Origin of the sequence: Isoptericola sp. NPDC057391, assembly GCF_042668085.1 — a bacterium.
Lineage (GTDB): Bacteria > Actinomycetota > Actinomycetes > Actinomycetales > Cellulomonadaceae > Isoptericola.
Map to the genome: position 1 here is coordinate 19,269 of NZ_JBHVBO010000026.1, position 16,086 is coordinate 35,354.

The 16,086-nt window shown below is 74.3% G+C and carries 10 protein-coding genes; 9 read left to right on the forward strand and 1 reads right to left on the reverse strand.

Annotation, left to right across the window (positions count from 1 at the left end; all coding sequences use genetic code 11):
• Nucleotides 1-126: 126 nt before the first annotated feature.
• The 6 genes from ACFUVW_RS06085 (at nucleotide 127) to ACFUVW_RS06110 (ending at nucleotide 10,813) form a co-directional block, all read left to right on the forward strand.
• The gene (locus ACFUVW_RS06085) at nucleotides 127-1,590 is read left to right on the forward strand and encodes a glycosyltransferase family 29 protein (protein ID WP_430570452.1); all 1,464 of its coding nucleotides are present in this window, start codon (nucleotides 127-129) and stop codon (nucleotides 1,588-1,590) included.
• Nucleotides 1,587-3,950 (forward strand): polysaccharide pyruvyl transferase family protein, encoded by a 2,364-nt coding sequence (locus ACFUVW_RS06090; protein ID WP_430570453.1) that lies wholly within the window; start codon nucleotides 1,587-1,589, stop codon nucleotides 3,948-3,950. Before ACFUVW_RS06085 ends, ACFUVW_RS06090 begins: the two co-directional genes overlap by 4 nt.
• A gap of 7 nt (nucleotides 3,951-3,957) precedes the next feature.
• Nucleotides 3,958-6,120: an acyltransferase family protein gene (locus ACFUVW_RS06095; protein ID WP_430570454.1), complete on the forward strand. Its 2,163-nt coding sequence runs from the start codon at nucleotides 3,958-3,960 to the stop codon at nucleotides 6,118-6,120.
• 141 nt (nucleotides 6,121-6,261) lie between these two features.
• On the forward strand, nucleotides 6,262-7,704 hold the full coding sequence (locus tag ACFUVW_RS06100) for a polysaccharide pyruvyl transferase family protein (RefSeq protein WP_430570455.1): 1,443 nt from the start codon (nucleotides 6,262-6,264) through the stop codon (nucleotides 7,702-7,704).
• Between the two features lie 60 nt (nucleotides 7,705-7,764).
• Nucleotides 7,765-9,687, forward strand: a complete 1,923-nt coding sequence (locus tag ACFUVW_RS06105) for a glycosyltransferase (protein WP_430570456.1) — start codon at nucleotides 7,765-7,767, stop codon at nucleotides 9,685-9,687.
• Nucleotide 9,688: 1 nt separating this feature from the next.
• The gene (locus ACFUVW_RS06110; protein WP_430570457.1) at nucleotides 9,689-10,813 is read left to right on the forward strand and encodes a sulfotransferase domain-containing protein; all 1,125 of its coding nucleotides are present in this window, start codon (nucleotides 9,689-9,691) and stop codon (nucleotides 10,811-10,813) included.
• 31 nt (nucleotides 10,814-10,844) lie between these two features.
• Here the strand turns inward: ACFUVW_RS06110 and ACFUVW_RS06115 are convergent, their stop codons facing one another.
• Nucleotides 10,845-12,206 (reverse strand): SpoIID/LytB domain-containing protein, encoded by a 1,362-nt coding sequence (locus ACFUVW_RS06115; protein WP_430570458.1) that lies wholly within the window; start codon nucleotides 12,204-12,206, stop codon nucleotides 10,845-10,847.
• Between the two features lie 190 nt (nucleotides 12,207-12,396).
• On the opposite strand from ACFUVW_RS06115, the gene ACFUVW_RS06120 reads away from it, so the two are divergent.
• The 3 genes from ACFUVW_RS06120 to ACFUVW_RS06130 all read left to right on the forward strand — a co-directional run bounded on the left by ACFUVW_RS06120 (nucleotide 12,397) and on the right by ACFUVW_RS06130 (nucleotide 16,021).
• On the forward strand, nucleotides 12,397-14,367 hold the full coding sequence (locus tag ACFUVW_RS06120; RefSeq protein ID WP_430570459.1) for an N-acetylmuramoyl-L-alanine amidase: 1,971 nt from the start codon (nucleotides 12,397-12,399) through the stop codon (nucleotides 14,365-14,367).
• An 87-nt stretch (nucleotides 14,368-14,454) separates the two neighbouring features.
• Nucleotides 14,455-15,249 carry an NAD-dependent epimerase/dehydratase family protein gene (locus ACFUVW_RS06125; RefSeq protein WP_430570460.1) on the forward strand — a complete coding sequence of 265 codons (795 nt, stop codon included), beginning with the start codon at nucleotides 14,455-14,457 and terminating at the stop codon, nucleotides 15,247-15,249.
• 79 nt (nucleotides 15,250-15,328) lie between these two features.
• Nucleotides 15,329-16,021, forward strand: coding sequence for a 2-C-methyl-D-erythritol 4-phosphate cytidylyltransferase (locus ACFUVW_RS06130; RefSeq protein ID WP_430570461.1), 693 nt, complete (start codon nucleotides 15,329-15,331; stop codon nucleotides 16,019-16,021).
• Nucleotides 16,022-16,086: the final 65 nt, after the last annotated feature.

Here is a 16,086-nt window from a genome sequence, read left to right on the forward strand (position 1 = left end):
GCCCGTTGAACAGTTCATGGATTTGTCGCCCGGGAGCGGGTCGCGGGCTGACATCGCCGTCCCCGAGGTCGTCTCATAGGTGGGCTGCCCCCTCGGCAGCACCGACGACGACAGGGGTACGCATCGATGAGCGCGACGCTGAGCGCCGCACCCGCGCGGGTGAAGAGGAAGATCCGCGAGGCGGCGCTGCACCGCCTGCGCGGCGGGCCGCGCACCCGCTCCCAGAACGCCGCCTTCGCCGCGCTGCTGCGCGACCTGGGCGCGCTGGCCGCGGAGGTCTCGGCGAGCGCCGCCTGGGGGGACGTGCAGCTGACGCGCGCCGTCGTCGACCTCCAGGCGAAGGCCGCGGCCGACCGCCTCGAGGCGGACGACGCCGTCGCGCTCGGCCTGGGCCGGCGCGCCTGGCACGCGGCGCCGTCGGGCGCGTGGGACGCCCTGCTCGTCGTGGGGCAGCGGGCCCGGTGGCAGTACCCCGAGGTGGGCAAGCGCGTGGCCGAGGTGCTCCTGGACGCGCGGCCCGGCTCGGCGGCGGCGCGCGAGGTCGCCCGGGACTCGCGCCGGCGCGCCGACAAGCTCAGCGGGCGGGCCTGGCGCGAGCGGTCGCGGCGCCGGCCGACCGACGGGACGCTGCCCCGGCTGCTCGACGCGCTGGACGGCGCGGCACCCGAGGCCGGCGCCGACGACTGGTTCGCCGTCGAGGAGGCGCTGCGGACGGGGCCCGGCGCACTGGTCCCCGCGGCCGTCCCGGTGCTGCGCAGGTCGTACGTCGGCGACGACCACGCCGACACCCCGTTCCTCGTGACGCTGCGCGCCGTCCTCGCCCGCGGCCTCACCACCGGGAGCGACGTGGCGCCCCTCCAGGAGGTGCTCGACACCGCCGCCACCGAGCTCGGCGCGGCGCGCCCCGGGCTCCCGGCCGACGGCGCGGCGGCCGACGGCGCGGAGGAGGACGGCGCGCGGGACGGCGCGACGCCCGGAGCGCCGATCGACGTGCAGACGATGAGCACGGCCGGGCTGCGGGAGTACTTCGCGGGGCGGTCCGTGGCGCTGGTGGCCAACTCGGCCGACCTGCTCGACCTGGAGCTCGGTCCCGAGATCGACGCGCACGACGTCGTGGTCCGCTTCAACTCGTTCCTCCTCGACGCGGCCCACACCGGCACGCGCACCCACGTGCACGCGACGATCCACCTGCACGACTTCAACTGGGACGTGCCCGTGGACGGGCGCCTCGTGTTCGGCGGCGCGGCCCGGCCCTGGGCCGCCAGCCTGGCGCGGCACCTGCGGCCGGGGGCGCAACGGTGGGTCGGCGACGAGTCCGTCCGCTGGCCGCGGCGCACCCTGCTCGACCCGGAGACGCGCGAGCGCTGCCCCGTGCCCACCACGGGCTTCAACACGCTGCTGCTGCTCGACTACCTGGACGTCAGCACCCGGATCGACCTGTACGGCTTCAACTTCCACACGGGCGCCCCGCTGCGCCGGCCCGACGCCATGCACCTGCCCGTCGCCGACGCCCACGACTACGACGCGGAGCGGGAGTGGGTCGCCCGGCGCACCGTCGACACCGCCCCGGGAAGGATCTCCCTGCGATGACCGTCACCACCACGGGAGCCTCCCGGCGCGCCTTCGTCTCGTTCGTCGACGACGACTACTTCCCCGGGTTCGTGGCGCTCCTCAAGAGCCTGCACCTGACCAACCCGGCGGCGGGAGCCGACGTCGTCGTCCTGCACGACGGCCTGCGGGCCGCGCACGTCGCCCGGCTGGAGAACCTGCACCCCGGGGTGCGGTTCGTGCGCATCGACCCGCGCCCGTACGAGCGGTACGTCAAGGGCGACGAGGCGAACTACCTGTACACGAAGGCGTACTTCATCCTCGACGCCTTCCGGCTGCGCGAGTACGACCGGGTCGTCACGCTCGACACGGACATGGTGGTCGTTGCGCCGATCGACGACCTGTTCGAGCGGCCCTCCGACCTCGCGGCCGTGCCGCAGCTGTTCGACTCCGAGGACGGGCGCAAGCTCAACAGCGGCCTCCTGGCGTTCGGGCGGGCGTGCATGAGCGACGCGTTCGTGGCCCGCCTCGACGAGGTCGGCCTGCGGGGCGACTACGAGCTGGACCGGCACGACCAGGGCGTGCTGACCGCCGTGCTCGACGGCGACTACGACCGGCTGCCCCGCACCGACAACTGGGTCAAGCGGGCGTCGCGGCCCGGCATGTCCGCGCCCGAGGACGCCCGCGTGCTGCACTACACCGGCCGCTACAAGCCCTGGCACGGCGGCGAGCACGGCTACGCGAGGCTCGAGGAGGCCTGGCACCGGTACGCGACGAGCGACCTGGCCCACATGTGCCGGTACCTGGCGCTCGCCGACGAGGCGGACGTGGACCCGGCGCTCGCGGCGCACTACCGGCGCGTGACGCGTGACGTCCCGCCCGAGCTGGCGGCCGAGCTCCTGACCGAGGACCTCCCGCTGCGCGGGCTGCTCCGGCGGGCGACGGAGCTGTCCCGCGAGGGCCGGTACGCCGCGGCCTGCGCGGTCCGGCTGGCCGTGGCGGGGGAGACCGGGGCCGTCGACGACCCGCTGCGGCTGGCGCGCGACCTGCGCGCCTGCTCCCGCTACGACGAGGCGCTGGCCGTCGCGGCAGTCGGGGCCTTCGACGGGCCGGTCGCCGAGGCGCGGCACCTGCAGGCGGACACCGCGTGGGTGGTCGGCGACCTGGACGGCGCGCGCCGGTACGCCGTCGAGGCCCTGCGCGCCGACCCCGTGCACGTGCCGTCGCGGTCCCTGCTCGAGCGGCTCGACGCGGGGGCACCCGACGCCCGGGTCGACGCGACGACGCGACCCGACGGGCTGCGCCTGTCGCACGCGGCGTTCTACGTGGACCGCCTGGGCAACTTCGGCGACGAGCTCCTGCCCGTCGCCGTGCGCGAGAGCGTCGGCGCGCTGCGGCCGGTGCGGTCGTGGACGGGCCTCCACGTGCACCAGGTCGTCGACGAGCGCGCGCTCGAGCGGATCGGGGGGACCGACGCGCTCCTGGTCGGCGGCGGCGGGCTCTTCCTGCCCGACACGATGCCGAACGGGCACAGCGGCTGGCAGTGGAACGTGCCCGACGACGCCCTGCGGGCGCTGCCGCTGCCCCTCGCGCTCGTGGCCGTGGGCTACAACCTGTTCGACGGCCAGGAGATCCACGGCACCCGGTTCGCGGAGTCGCTCCGGCTCACCGTGGAACGGGCCGGGATGGTGGGGCTGCGCAACCACGGCTCCATCGAGCGGGTGCGCGCGCTGCTGCCCGCCGAGCTCGCGGAGAAGGTCGTGTTCACGCCCTGCCCGACGACGTTCCTCGGCACGCTCGCCGACGGCCCGGCCGCCAAGGTGCTCGCCGCGGGCGGCGGGCAGGACGCGGGCGAGCGGTGGCCGGTCGTCCACCTCAACGTCGCCTACGACCGCTCGTCGCTGCGGTTCAAGGACGCGTACGGCGACGTGCTGGCGCAGCTGAACGCCTTCGTGCGCCAGGCGGAGGCGTTCGCGCAGGTGCGGATCGCCGCCCACACCGTCGGCGACGAGCGGGTGGCGCAGGACCTGTACGCCGTGCACGGCACGCGCGTCCCCGTCGACAGCCTGTTCCGCGTCGGGGTGGACGAGGCGCTCGCCACGTACGCCCGCTCGTCGCTCGTCGTCGGGATGCGCGGGCACGCCGGGATGATCCCGTTCGGCCTGGGCACGCCGATCCTCTCGCTGGTCTCGCACCCCAAGCTGCGGTACTTCCTCGAGGACGTCGGGCAGCCCGACTGGGGCGTCCCCGTGCACGCGGCCGACCTCGGCGCGCGGCTCACCGAGCTGGCCCGCGACGTGGTGGACGACGGCGAGCGCTACCGCAAGCAGGTCGTCACGGCGCGCGACCGCCTCCGGGAGGCGTACGACGGCGCCGTCGCGGGCTTCCTGCGCGGGCTCTGAGAGCGGGGTGGTGGCGCTGACCGCGGTCGCGACGCCGGGCACCCCGGCCGCCGGCACGGGGGCGCGGCACGCCCGGCCGGCCGCCGGGGCCGGACGGCGCTTCCTGCCGGAGGTGCAGGCGCTGCGGGCGCTCGCGGTCGCGCTCGTGGTCGTCTACCACGTCCGGCCCGACCTGCTGCCCGGCGGGTTCATCGGCGTCGACGTCTTCTTCGTCATCTCCGGGTTCCTCATCACGGGTCACCTGCTGCGGGAGGTCCGGTCGACCGGGCGGGTCTCACTGGCGGCGTTCTGGGCGGCCCGCGCGCGCCGGATCCTCCCGGCGGGCCTGGTGGTCCTCGCCGCCGTGGCCCTCACGTGCACGCTCGTGCTGCCCGCGAGCGAGTGGGCGCAGGTGCAGCGGCAGCTGTGGGCGTCGGTCCTGTACGTCGAGAACTGGGCCCTCGCCTCCGACTCGGTGGACTACCTCGCGGCCGAGAACGCGGCCACGCCCGTGCAGCACTACTGGTCGCTGGCGGTCGAGGAGCAGTTCTACGTGCTGTGGCCGCTCGTCCTGGTCGGCGCGGTGGCGCTCGCCCGGTGGCTGCGCCGCCGCTCGGGGCAGCGCGCCGTCGGTGCGCGCGGCATGCCCGTCGGGACCGTCCTGCTGGTCCTCGGCGCGCTGGTCGGGGCGTCGTTCGCCGCGAACCTCGTGGCGGTGCGCGCCGGCGACGCGGCCGCCTACTTCGCGACGACGACGCGGCTGTGGGAGCTCGGGGCCGGCGGGCTCCTCGCGCTCGTGGTCCGGTACACCGACCGCGCGGCCGCGGTCCGTGCGGCCGCGGCGCTCGCGGGGGTCGGCGCGGTGATCGTCGGGGCGTTCGTGCTCGACGGCTCGACGCCGTACCCGGGCACCGCGGCGCTGGTCCCGGTGCTCGGCACCGCCGCCGTGATCGTGGCCGGGCGGACGACGGGGCCGCTCTCACTGGGGCCCCTCGCGGACAGCAGGCCCGTGCAGTGGCTCGGGGACGTGTCCTACTCGGTCTACCTGTGGCACTTCCCGCTCGTGGCCTATGCCCTGGCCTGGTCGGGGCGGCCGCCGACGGCGCTCGAGGCGGCGGGCCTGGTCGCCGCGACGCTGGTGCTGGCGGCGCTGAGCCACCGGTGGGTCGAGCGGCCTTTCCGGCGACGGCGCGCCTCGGACCGCACCACGCTGGTCGCCGCCGTGGTCGGCATGGGGGTGGTCGCGGCCCTCGTCGCCACGGTCGGGCTGCGCGCCGCGGCCGAGCAGGCCCGCTGGGAGCGCGCGGCCGAGCAGGTCGTCGTCGCGGACGGGTCCGGGTTCGGTGCCGAGGCCGCCGGCGGGGGCGCGGCGCCCGCGTTCGTCGGCGACGTGCGGGCCGTGGTGCCGGCGCCCACCGAGGTGCAGGACGACGCCGTCACGGCCTTCGACGAGCAGGAGTGCTCGGCGCGCAAGGACGACCCGCCGCAGCCGCGCACCTGCGAGCTCGGCGACCCGGACGGCGAGACCACCGTCGCGCTCGTCGGCGACTCGCACGCGCGCATGCTCGGCAGCCCGGTCGCGCGCCTTGCCGAGGACCGGGGCTGGCGGGTCCTGACGTTCCTGCGGGACTCGTGCCCGTTCTCGACCGAGATGCGGACCGTCCCCGAGGGGCCGGAGTGCGTGGCGGCGAACGAGGCGACCCTGGAGCGCCTCCTCGAGCTGGCCCCGGACGCCGTCGTGACCGTCGCGTACGGCGCGTCCCGCTTCCGCGACCCCGGCACCGGCGAGCGCCCGGGGGTGCGGGGCCTGGCGGACGTGTGGCAGCGGCTGGAGGACGCAGGGACCCAGGTGTACGCCGTGAAGGACGCGCCCCAGCCCGACCCGTACGTGGTGCGCTGCGTCGCGTCGGCGGTCGGGTCGGCGCCCGGCCGCCCGGTCGACGCCGCGGGGCTCGACCGGTGCGCGGCGCCGCGCGAGCAGGCGATGGCCGGCCGGGACCTCGTGGACGCCGCGGCCGAGCGGGTGCCCGGGGTCGACGTCGTCGACCTCACGGACCGGTTCTGCGGCCGCTCGACCTGCCCGGCCGTCGTCGGCAACGTGATGGTCTACCGGGACACCAACCACCTCACCGACACCTACGCCCGCTCGCTCGCGCCCGCCCTCGCGGCGGCGATCCCGGCGCGGCCGTAGGCCGCCGGCCGGCCCGCGGCGGGCCGGTCGGGAGAACGGGCACCGAGCGCTCCGTGGCCGCCGGATGAACACTCGATGAGCACCCGGTGATCCGGCCGGATTCCGGCCTTGCGGCGGCCATCCGGTGCTTACGCTCGCGCCGTGCCGACTCCTGCCGCCGCCGCGCGACCGACCCCCGACGCCGCCCTCCCGGGGCGTCGCCTGCGCCTGTTCCACTTCGACATCAAGACGTACGGGAACTATGGCGACACGCTGCTGTTCGAGGCGGTCCGCCAGACGTTCGAGGGGTTCGCCGGGGGCGCGTGCTTCGAGGTGGCCGGCAGCCGGCCCCTGCGCGACCCGGTCGGGCCGCGGCTGGTGGACCACATCAACGAGAACTACGACGCGGTGGTCGTGGGCGGCGGCGGGCTGTTCCTGCGCGACACGAACCCGAACGCGCGCTCCGGCTGGCAGTGGAACATCTCGCTGGAGCAGCTGCGCCGGCTCGAGGTGCCGATCGTCGTGTTCGCCGTCGGGAACAACCGGTTCATCGACCAGGCGGACTTCGCGGAGCCGTTCCGCGAGCACCTCAACCTCACGCTCGACAAGTCGGTCTTCTTCGGGCTGCGCAACCACGGTTCGGTCCGCACCATCCGCGAGTACGTGGACCACGACCCCGAGCGGGTCGAGTACCAGCCGTGCCCCACGACGATCTCCTCGTACCTCTTCCCCGACCTGTACCGGGACCGCCTCGACGGGCGCGCGGGCGCGGACGGCGACGGCCGCGTGCTCGCCGTCGAGTCGATCATCGGCAAGCGGCAGACCGCGGCCGGCTTCGACCGGGACCGGATCTACGCCGACCAGGCCGACGTCCTCGCCCGGCTGCGCGGCGAGGGGTGGGAGCTGGTCGGCGTGCCGCACGCGCGCGCCGACATGCTCTTCCACGAGGTGCTGCGCGAGCGCGGGCTGGTGGACTCCGAGCGCGTGCTGTGGGGCAGCCGCGACGTGCTGTTCCGGGGCGTGGAGGAGCTCTCCGACCTGCCCGTCATCCTCGGCACCCGCGGGCACGCGCAGATGGTCCCGTTCGGCATGGGGTCGATCCCGCTCTCGCTGTACGTGCACCACAAGACGCGCTACTTCGCGACCGACCTGGGGCACCCCGAGTGGGCGCTCGACCCGCGGGCGGACACGTTCACCGACGACCTGTACGCCACGATCCACGACGTCACCGAGCGCCGCGTCGAGCTGCGCGCCGAGCTCGCCGAGACCCGCCGCGGCCTGTACGACACGACGCTCGCCAACCTCGCGACCATCTACGAGCGGCTCACCGGCGTCGCCGTCGCGCCGTCGTTCACGCCGCTGACGCCGAAGGAGCGCCGCCTCGCCGCGCGCACGTACGACGTGTCGCTGGAGAAGGCGCGCGCGGAGGAACGGCTGCGCACCAAGGACGCCGAGCTGGGAGCGAAGGACGTCCAGCTGCGCACGCTCGGCGCGGAGGTCGAGCAGGTGCGCGCGACCCTGCGAGCCGTGCGGGCGTCCGTCGCGCGCGGGTCGCTCGTCTCGCGCGCCGCGCACCGCGCGCGCCGGTTCGTCCGGCCGCGCTGACCCGCCGGCGACCACAGCACCCACCAGCACCGACCAGCACGACCCGGACAGGAGCCACCGATGCCCACCATGCGGAGCGTCCCGCTCGGCCGCGAGCCGGGCGACGCCGAGATCGCGTCGTTCGCCGACCTCACCGACAGGCCCCTGCTGGTGGTCGGCAACGGGCCCTCGTCGGCGATGCCGCCGTACCACCGCATCCCGGCCGACGTCGTCGTCTTCCGGATGAACTGGTTCTTCCTGGAGAGCAACTACCACTTCGGCGACCGGGTGGACGCCTGGTTCAGCGCGGTCCCGCACGAGCGGCTCGAGAAGCTGCTGCAGGACGAGATCCGCTCCGGCCGTTACGACGTGCGCCGCCTCGCCTCGCCCATGCGGCACGCGGCGCACCGCGACGGCGACCGGTACGGCCTGGAGCCGCTGGTGGACGTCGAGGAGCTGGACTCCTGGGCGGTGCCCGCCCGGAACCCGCGGCTCGCGCGGCACTTCATGAGCCGCCCCGGCCTGCCGACGACGGGCATGCAGGCGCTGGCGTTCGGCCTCGGCGTCGGGTTCCGCGAGGTCTACCTCGCCGGGATCGACCTGTACGAGTCGAAGGACGTGCGGTACGGCTACACGATGCCGCAGGTCGCGGAGCTCGGGCTGCAGGCGAAGGACGCGACGCCGGGCTACGAGGCCGCGCACGGGCTGGACACCGACCTGGCGTTCCTGCGCTCGTGCCTCGCCGCGTACCCGGACGCCACGGTCCGGTCGGTGAGCCAGTCCGAGATGCTGCACCTGTACGTGCCGCCCGCCGAGGACCTGCCGGCGGACCGGCCGGCGCTGACCCCGGGGGAGGGGACCGTCGTCGGCGCCACGAAGGACACCGTCGAGCTCGAGCTGCCCGCCGCGGGCGGCGTCCAGGCGCTGACCGTGCCGAAGGTGTCCGGGCCGCGGTGGAAGGAGCTCGACGGGCGCCGGTGCGCCTACGTCACCGTGGTCTCCGGGTCCTACCACCACGGCGCGCGGGCGCTCGCGAGCTCGCTGCGACGGGTGAGCGACGTCCCGCTCATCGCCCTGTGCACGCCCGACGCGGACAAGGCGGCGCTGGCCGCGAGCGGCATCCTCACGCTCGACGTGCCGCCCATCGCCAACCCGGTCCTCGCCCGGCGCGGCGGTCAGCGGGGCCCGCAGAAGGTGCAGGAGCGGTTCGCCGCCACCTACACGAAGCTGCACGTGTTCCGGCTCGACTTCCTGGACCGCGCCGTCTACGTCGACAGCGACGCCGTGGTGCGCCGGAACGTCGACGACCTGTTCGCCGGCGACGACTTCGCCGCCGTGCCGGACTCCGGGCTCGACGCGCCGAACCCCGCGGTGTTCAACTCCGGCGTCTTCGCGTTCACGCCGTCGCAGGCGACGTTCGAGGCGATGATGTCGCGCCTGGCGCACACGCCGTCGTACGACGGCGGGGACCAGGGCTTCCTCAACGTCTTCTTCGACTCCTGGCGGGCGCTGCCGCCGGAGGACAACACGACGAAGCGGATCTTCTCCCACCACCCCGCGCTGTTCCAGGACGAGGACGTGCGCGTGCTGCACTACGTGGGCAAGAAGCCCTGGGAGCCCGCGGACGGCGACGACCGCTACGACACCCTCGACCTCGAGTGGCTCGACTACCTCTCGAGCGCCGAGAAGAACGAGCTGATCCGCGACCTGCGCCGCCGCACCGACCTGTCGACCACGACGGCGGAGCCGCCCGCCCAGGTGCTGCGCGCCGTCAAGGAGCACCTCGCCGCGGGCCGCGCCGAGCCCGCCGCGCGGCTGCTCGCCGACACGGCGCGCAAGCGCCGCCTCACCGCCGGCGAGCAGCGACAGCTCGCGATCGCGAGCATGCGGCTCGGCCGCCGCCGCGACGCCCTGCGCACCCTCGAACGGGCGACGGGGCCGATCGCCGCCGCCGCCGTCGGCAGCGGCATCCTCGCCCAGTACTACCGGAACCGGAGGAAGTGACATGGCACGTGACGTGGCCCGCTGGCTCACGGCCTCGCGCGCCGCCAGGAGGGTGCGCGCCGCCGCGGAGGAGCGCCTGCCCCCGCACCTGGGCACCGCCCTGCTGACCCGCGACTGGGAGACGCTGGCGGCGCACGCCGGCACGACGTCGCGGGACGCGCGGCTCGCCGGCGCGCTCACCGGCCTGCGGGCCGGCGACGACGCCGCGGTGCTCGCCGCCCTGCCGGAGGAGGCGGGCGAGGCCCTGCGCTACCTGGGCGACGTCGCCCGCTGGCGCCTCGGCACGCTCGCCGCCGAGCGCGGCGACGCGTTCGCCGAGGCGTTCGGGCGCCTGCACTCCGAGGACGTCGTCACCGTCGCGACCGTCCAGAAGTCCGGCACGCACTGGATGCGGTTCTTCCTCACCAACTACGCGCGCGCCCTCGCCGACCCGGCGGTGGAGCGCCCGATCTCCTACCCCGAGCTGCAGCGGGAGTTCTACGGCAACAACCGCTGGCAGGTGTTCCGCGGGGCGGAGCCGTACCGCGAGCCCTGCACCCTGCTCGCGGCGCACGGGGTGTCCGACGTGACGATGCAGCACTTCCGGCACGACGTCGACCCGTTCGTCTTCAGCCCGGGGCGCAAGATCATGCTGTACCGGAACCCGCTCGACTACGTCGTCTCGCTGTACCACTACACGATCAAGCAGCGCCCGGAGCAGCGGGACAAGGCCCGGCACCCGCGCGACGTCGTCGAGCCCATGCTGGACACCTACGCGCGCCACCTCCTCACCCTGGGCAGCTACCGCGACGACCCCGACGTGCACGTCGCCTCGTACGAGTCCCTCAAGTCCGATCCCGGCGCGCGCTTCCGCGAGGTCGTGCGGTTCCTCGGCCTGCCGCTGGTGGACGACGCCGTCGACCGGGCGCTCGCCCTGTCCGACATCTCCACCATCCGCGCGACGGAGGAGCAGGTCGGCCGGTCCATGGTGGTCAAGCTCGACGGCTACTTCACGCGGGACGGCTCGATCGGGCAGTGGAAGGAGTTCTTCGACGACGACGACGTCGAGCGCGCCCGCCGCGTGCTCGCGGCCCACGGCCTGGACCTCGACGCGTTCACCGTCGACGCGCCCGAGGGCATCCGCTAGGACGTCGGCGGGGGCCGTCGCCTGCGGTCGGCTAGGACACCGCCGTGATCGTCGAGATCCACGCCGCCGGCATCGAGCCCGCCGTGGTGCGCTTGCCCACCGACGACCGGATCGCGTCGGCCTTGCCGGTCACCGACTTGGTCTGGCCGGTCGACGACGTCGCCGTGAGGGTGCGGACCTGACCGCTCGTCCACCGCGCGGTGACCTTGATCGACCGCACGCTCGTCAGCCCGAAGAGCTTCCGCGCCTGGGCCTGCGTCATCGTCCGGGTCCACGACGCGTACGAGTTGCCGGGCGCCGCCTTGCTGTACGGGTCGGAGACCGAGCGCTCGTACGGCACCACCGACGACCACACCTGCTCGGAGTGGGCGGTGCGCCCGCCGCTGGAGGAGAAGTAGTGCGCCTGCACCGGGCTGCCCTGGTAGGTGAGGGCCTGCGCGCGGGTGCGACCGTCGACGGACGCGTCGACCGCCTTCTTCCAGATCGCGCCCCACCGGCCGTTCGTGCCCTCGCCCTCCTTCTTCCAGCCGGTGTAGTTCTGGTCGCGCACGTCGTCGACGACGTGGCAGCGGCAGTCGGCCTTCGCCTTCCGCATCGCGACCATGGCGTACGAGCGGGCCGCCATCGCCTGCGCCCGCAGCGCGGCGCTGCCCGTGGTGCCCCAGGAGGACGGCATCTCGGCGACGCCGTAGAGGTACTCGGTGTTGAGCAGGACGTCGTTGACGACGTTCGGGATGCCCTTGCGGGCGGTGAGGGTCATGCGCCCGTGCTTGTACGTGCCGTGGGCGTCGCGCACCGTCACGAGGGCCGGCGTCCCGCCGGACTGGTAGTAGCGGGTGCCCGACCAGTGGAGCCGCAGCAGGGCGGCGCGGTACGTCTTGCCGGCCACCTTGACGACGATCTTTCCGGACGAGGTGGACAGGTCGAAGCGCGTGGTGCCCGAGCCCGACGCGAGCGTCGTGCCGGCGGACGAGCGCAGCCGCCACTTCCCGTCGTGGACGGCGACCGCGCTGGTCGCCTTGGAGTCGCCGTACCCGGAGCGGCCCAGCGGGTCGGGGCCGTACACCTGCACGGCCACGGTCTCGGGGGTGGTGACGTGCTTCGTCGTCGCGCCCTGGTAGTAGTGCCGCAGGATGTCGCCGCCGTTGACGCCGCCGCGGCGGGCCAGCTCGTACGCCCCGTACTGGGGCATCCCCACGCCGTGGCCGAAGCCGCTGCCGGTGAGGCGGAAGCTGGTCGGCAGCGCGGCCGCCGCCGCGGAGACGCTGCTCGTCGTGGTGGCCGCCCCGGGCGACGCCTGCTGCGCGGCCGCGGGGACCACAGACAGCCCCGCCGCGGCCAGGAGCGTGGTGGTGGTGCCGGCGACCAGCCGGCGGACCCAGGTGCTGGGCATGGTGGACCCCCTCGGACGTTTCCCCCTGCGTCCACTGTGCGGCACGGCGGGGGGCGGAGCATCTCGGACCGGGCACGAGCCGGGTCGCCGGCGGGCGGTGCCCGCGCTGGGCCCTATGGAGCGAGGAGCCCGGACACCCTGCGCGCGCTCCGCTCGCCGGGGTCGTCGGGGAGGCCTACCGTCGGGAGGCATGAGTCGATGGGGACGGATCTGCACGGCCGGCGGCGTGACCACCGCCCTCGCGCTCGGCGGGGTCGTGGTCCCGACGATCACCCTCCCGGTGGCGCAGGCGCACGCGGTCGCGCCGGACGTCGAGACGCTCGAGGTGCCGGGGGTCGACCGCGGCGCCCGCGCCCAGGCGGGGGCGCTCACCGAGGCGGTCGGCGGCGAGCAGGAGCACGCGGACTACGGCCAGGGCGAGGCCGCCGCGAGCGCGCCCGCCCCCGAGGAGGGCCAGCTGGCGGCGCTGAGCCCGCGGCGCACGACCCAGGAGTTCCTGGTGGCGGGCGTGACGTGGGAGGCGCCGGCCGGTGCCGGCGCGGAGGTCGGCGCCGACGTCGGCACGGGCGCCACGGCCGGGGCGGACCCCGAGGTCACCGAGGTGGCGGTGCGGCTGCACGAGGACGGCGCGTGGACCGACTGGCGCGCGCTGGGGCTGGACGGCGTGGTCACCGAGGAGGGGCGCACCGGGACGGAGCCGATCACGTCGGCGGGCGCGGACGGCATCCAGGTGCGGGTGCGCACCGCGGACGGCGAGACGCCGCCGGGCCTCGAGGTGGACGTCGTCGACCCGGGCACGTCGGCGGCCGACGCCACCGTCGGGGCGGGCCAGGCGCCGGCGGCGTCGGCGAACGCCGCGACCGGCCGCGAGCTCCGGCCGTCCGTCGTCACCCGCAAGCAGTGGGGCGCCGACGAGTCGCTCCGCGGCTCGTGGCCGACGGTGTCGGGCCGGCTCGACGCGATCTACGTGCACCACACCGCGGGGACCAACTCGTACTCGAGGTCCCAGTCGGCCGCCATCGTGCGCGGCATCTACGCGTACCACACGAAGTCGCGCGGCTGGCCCGACATCGGCTACCAGCTCCTCGTCGACCGGTTCGGCCGGATCTTCCAGGGCCGCTCCGGCGCCGTCGACGACAACCCGATCGGCGCCCATGCGGGCGGGTACAACACGGGGACGATCGGCGTGTCCGCGATGGGGGACTTCGAGGTGGCGCGGCCGACGTCCGCGCTGCTCACCGCGCTCACGCACGTGGTCGCGTGGAAGGCGTACCAGTACGGCGTCGGCCCCAAGTCGCACGTGACGCTGCCCACCGGTACCAGCACCGGCTCCGACACGCGCGCGAGACCGGGGCAGCGGGTGCGGGTGCCCGCCATCACGATGCACCGCACGACCAACCACACGACCTGTCCGGGGCGGTACCTGGCGGGCCGCATGAAGTGGCTGCGGAACGCGGTCCAGGACAGGGTCGACCGGGCGAAGAGCTACTACGGGACGGTGCGGCCCGCGGTCGGCAGACCGAACGGCTCGTTCCCGGCGGACCAGACGCCGGCCCAGTGGGCGTCCGCGCCCACCTATCGCTGGAGCAGGGTGTCGGGCGCCGCGAAGTACCAGGTGCTCCAGAAGTACGCGAAGTGGAACGAGGACATGCCGGACATGCGCTACTGGCGGGTGCTCGGGACGACGACCTCGACGTCGATGAAGATCAGGACGAGCCCCGGGTGGACGCGGCACGTGGCGGTCCGCGCGATCAGCAAGAACGGTGACCGCGGACGGATCGAGACCATCACCCGCTCGGCCCGGCCGGTGCCCGCGTCGAGCTGGACCAGGTCCAGCACGTGGAAGCGGGTCACGGGGTCGGGGTACGAGTCGGGTCAGGCGTTCCGCAGCTCGCACCACAACGCCCAGATCAGGATCGCGAACGCGCACCAGGTGAGGTCGGTGCGGATCATGGCTGCGACCGGGCCGGGCTACGGCCGCGTGCAGGTGCTCGTGGGAGGCAAGGCCTACAAGACGATCAACCTGAGCTCGGCGAGGTTCAACCCGCGCAAGGGCTTCCCCATCAGCCTCGGCGGCTGGCGGGACGGGACCGTGACGCTGCGCAACGTGGACCACGGGAAAGAGGTGCGCATCAGCGCCATCGCGCTCGCCCGGAACTGATCGCCGCCGGGCTGCGGCCGGCCGTCGTGGCGTCCCCTACGATGGTCCGGACTCGCACGCCGGCGAGCGACGCACGGAAGGAGCGGCGTGAGGACTGCGCTGATCGGGTACACGGGCTTCGTCGGGTCGAACCTGGCGGCCGCGCACGGGTTCGACGACCTGTACAACACGTCGAACATCGAGCAGATCGCCGGGCAGGAGTACGACCTGGTGGTGAGCGCGGCCGCGCGCGCCGATTCCCACCGCATCAACCAGGACGGGGCCGCGGACCGGGCCGAGATCGACGCGTACGTCGACCTGCTGTCGACCGTGCGCGCGTCCAAGCTGGTGCTCGCCTCCACGGTCTGCGTGTACCCGGGCCAGACGTCCCCCGACGAGTCGACGCCGCTGTCCGAGGACGGGCTGACGCCGTACGGCGCCAACCGGCTCCACATGGAGCGGCGCCTCGGCGACGCGTTCGACCTGCTGCCCGTCCGCCTGCCCCAGCTGTACGGGCGCGGCATCAAGAAGGGCATCGTGTACGACCTGATGAACGACTACCGGGTCGAGCACATCCGTCCCGAGGGAGAGTTCCAGTACTACGACCTGCGGCGGCTGTGGGCCGACGTGCAGGTGGCCCTCGAGCACGGCCTGGAGTCGTTGAACATCGCCACGCCGGCGCTCACGAGCGCGACCATCGCGCGCGAGGTGTTCGGTCGGGACATCAGCGACCAGGTGATCGACGGGCCCGAGAACCCGATGTCGCGGAGGTACACCCGCGACATGCGGACCCGCCACGCCGACCTGTTCGGCGGCCCGGACGGCTACCTCATGACCGCCGAGGAAGAGCTCGACGCCGTGCGCGCCTTCCTGCAGGACTCCCGCGCCGGCCGGCTCGACTGACCGGCGCGCCCCACGCACCACCAGCCCAGGACGACGTCGTCCGTGCCGTCGGTCCCCCACAAGGAGAGATACAACACCGATGTACAAGTCCCACAAGGTCTCGGCCATCGTCACGTGCGCCGGTCGCGGCGTCCGCTTCGGCGGCAACAAGCTGCTGGTCAAGATCAACGGCGTCACGATCCTCGAGAAGACGGTGCGCGAGTTCGTGCACCCGGCGGTCGACGAGATCATCGTGACGATCAGCCCGGAGAACCGCGAGATCTACCACGAGATCCTGGTCGAGAAGGCCGGCCTGCCGGTCACGCTCGTCGACGGCGGTGCGGAGCGGTTCATCTCGGCGCAGCTCGGCCTGCAGGCCACCACGGGCACGATCGTCATGGTGCACGACGGCGTGCGCCCGTTCGTCAACGGGGAGCTCATCGAGCGGGTGCTCGAGGCGGGCGTCGAGCACGGCGCGGCCATGCTCGGCACGCCGACGGTCGTCCAGCTCAAGACGGTGGACGACGACGAGTTCATCACCGGGTCGCTCGACCGCTCGCACTCGTGGCTCGGCCAGACGCCGCAGGTGTTCCAGCGCGAGCTGCTCGAGAAGGCCTACCAGGACGCCATCTCGTCGAACTACCAGCGCGTCTCCGACGACGCCGACCTCGTCGCCGAGTTCACCGGTCACCGGGTCAAGATCGTCAAGGGCGAGGACTACAACATCAAGATCACCACGCGCACCGACCTGGTCATCGCCGACCAGATCATGGCGCAGGCCGACTGGGAGTGAGTCGGTCCGGCGGCAGCGAGCCGCCCGCGCGCCCACCGGCCCCCCCCCCCGGCCCCCCCCCCGGT

Coding starts and splice junctions, on each gene's coding strand:
- ACFUVW_RS06130 (WP_430570461.1), top strand. CDS start 15,329: ATGTACAAGTCCCACAAGGTCTCGGCCATCGTCACGTGCGCCGGTCGC.
- ACFUVW_RS06085 (WP_430570452.1), top strand. CDS start 127: ATGAGCGCGACGCTGAGCGCCGCACCCGCGCGGGTGAAGAGGAAGATC.
- ACFUVW_RS06110 (WP_430570457.1), top strand. CDS start 9,689: ATGGCACGTGACGTGGCCCGCTGGCTCACGGCCTCGCGCGCCGCCAGG.
- ACFUVW_RS06115 (WP_430570458.1), bottom strand. CDS start 12,206: ATGCCCAGCACCTGGGTCCGCCGGCTGGTCGCCGGCACCACCACCACG.
- ACFUVW_RS06105 (WP_430570456.1), top strand. CDS start 7,765: ATGCCCACCATGCGGAGCGTCCCGCTCGGCCGCGAGCCGGGCGACGCC.
- ACFUVW_RS06090 (WP_430570453.1), top strand. CDS start 1,587: ATGACCGTCACCACCACGGGAGCCTCCCGGCGCGCCTTCGTCTCGTTC.
- ACFUVW_RS06120 (WP_430570459.1), top strand. CDS start 12,397: ATGAGTCGATGGGGACGGATCTGCACGGCCGGCGGCGTGACCACCGCC.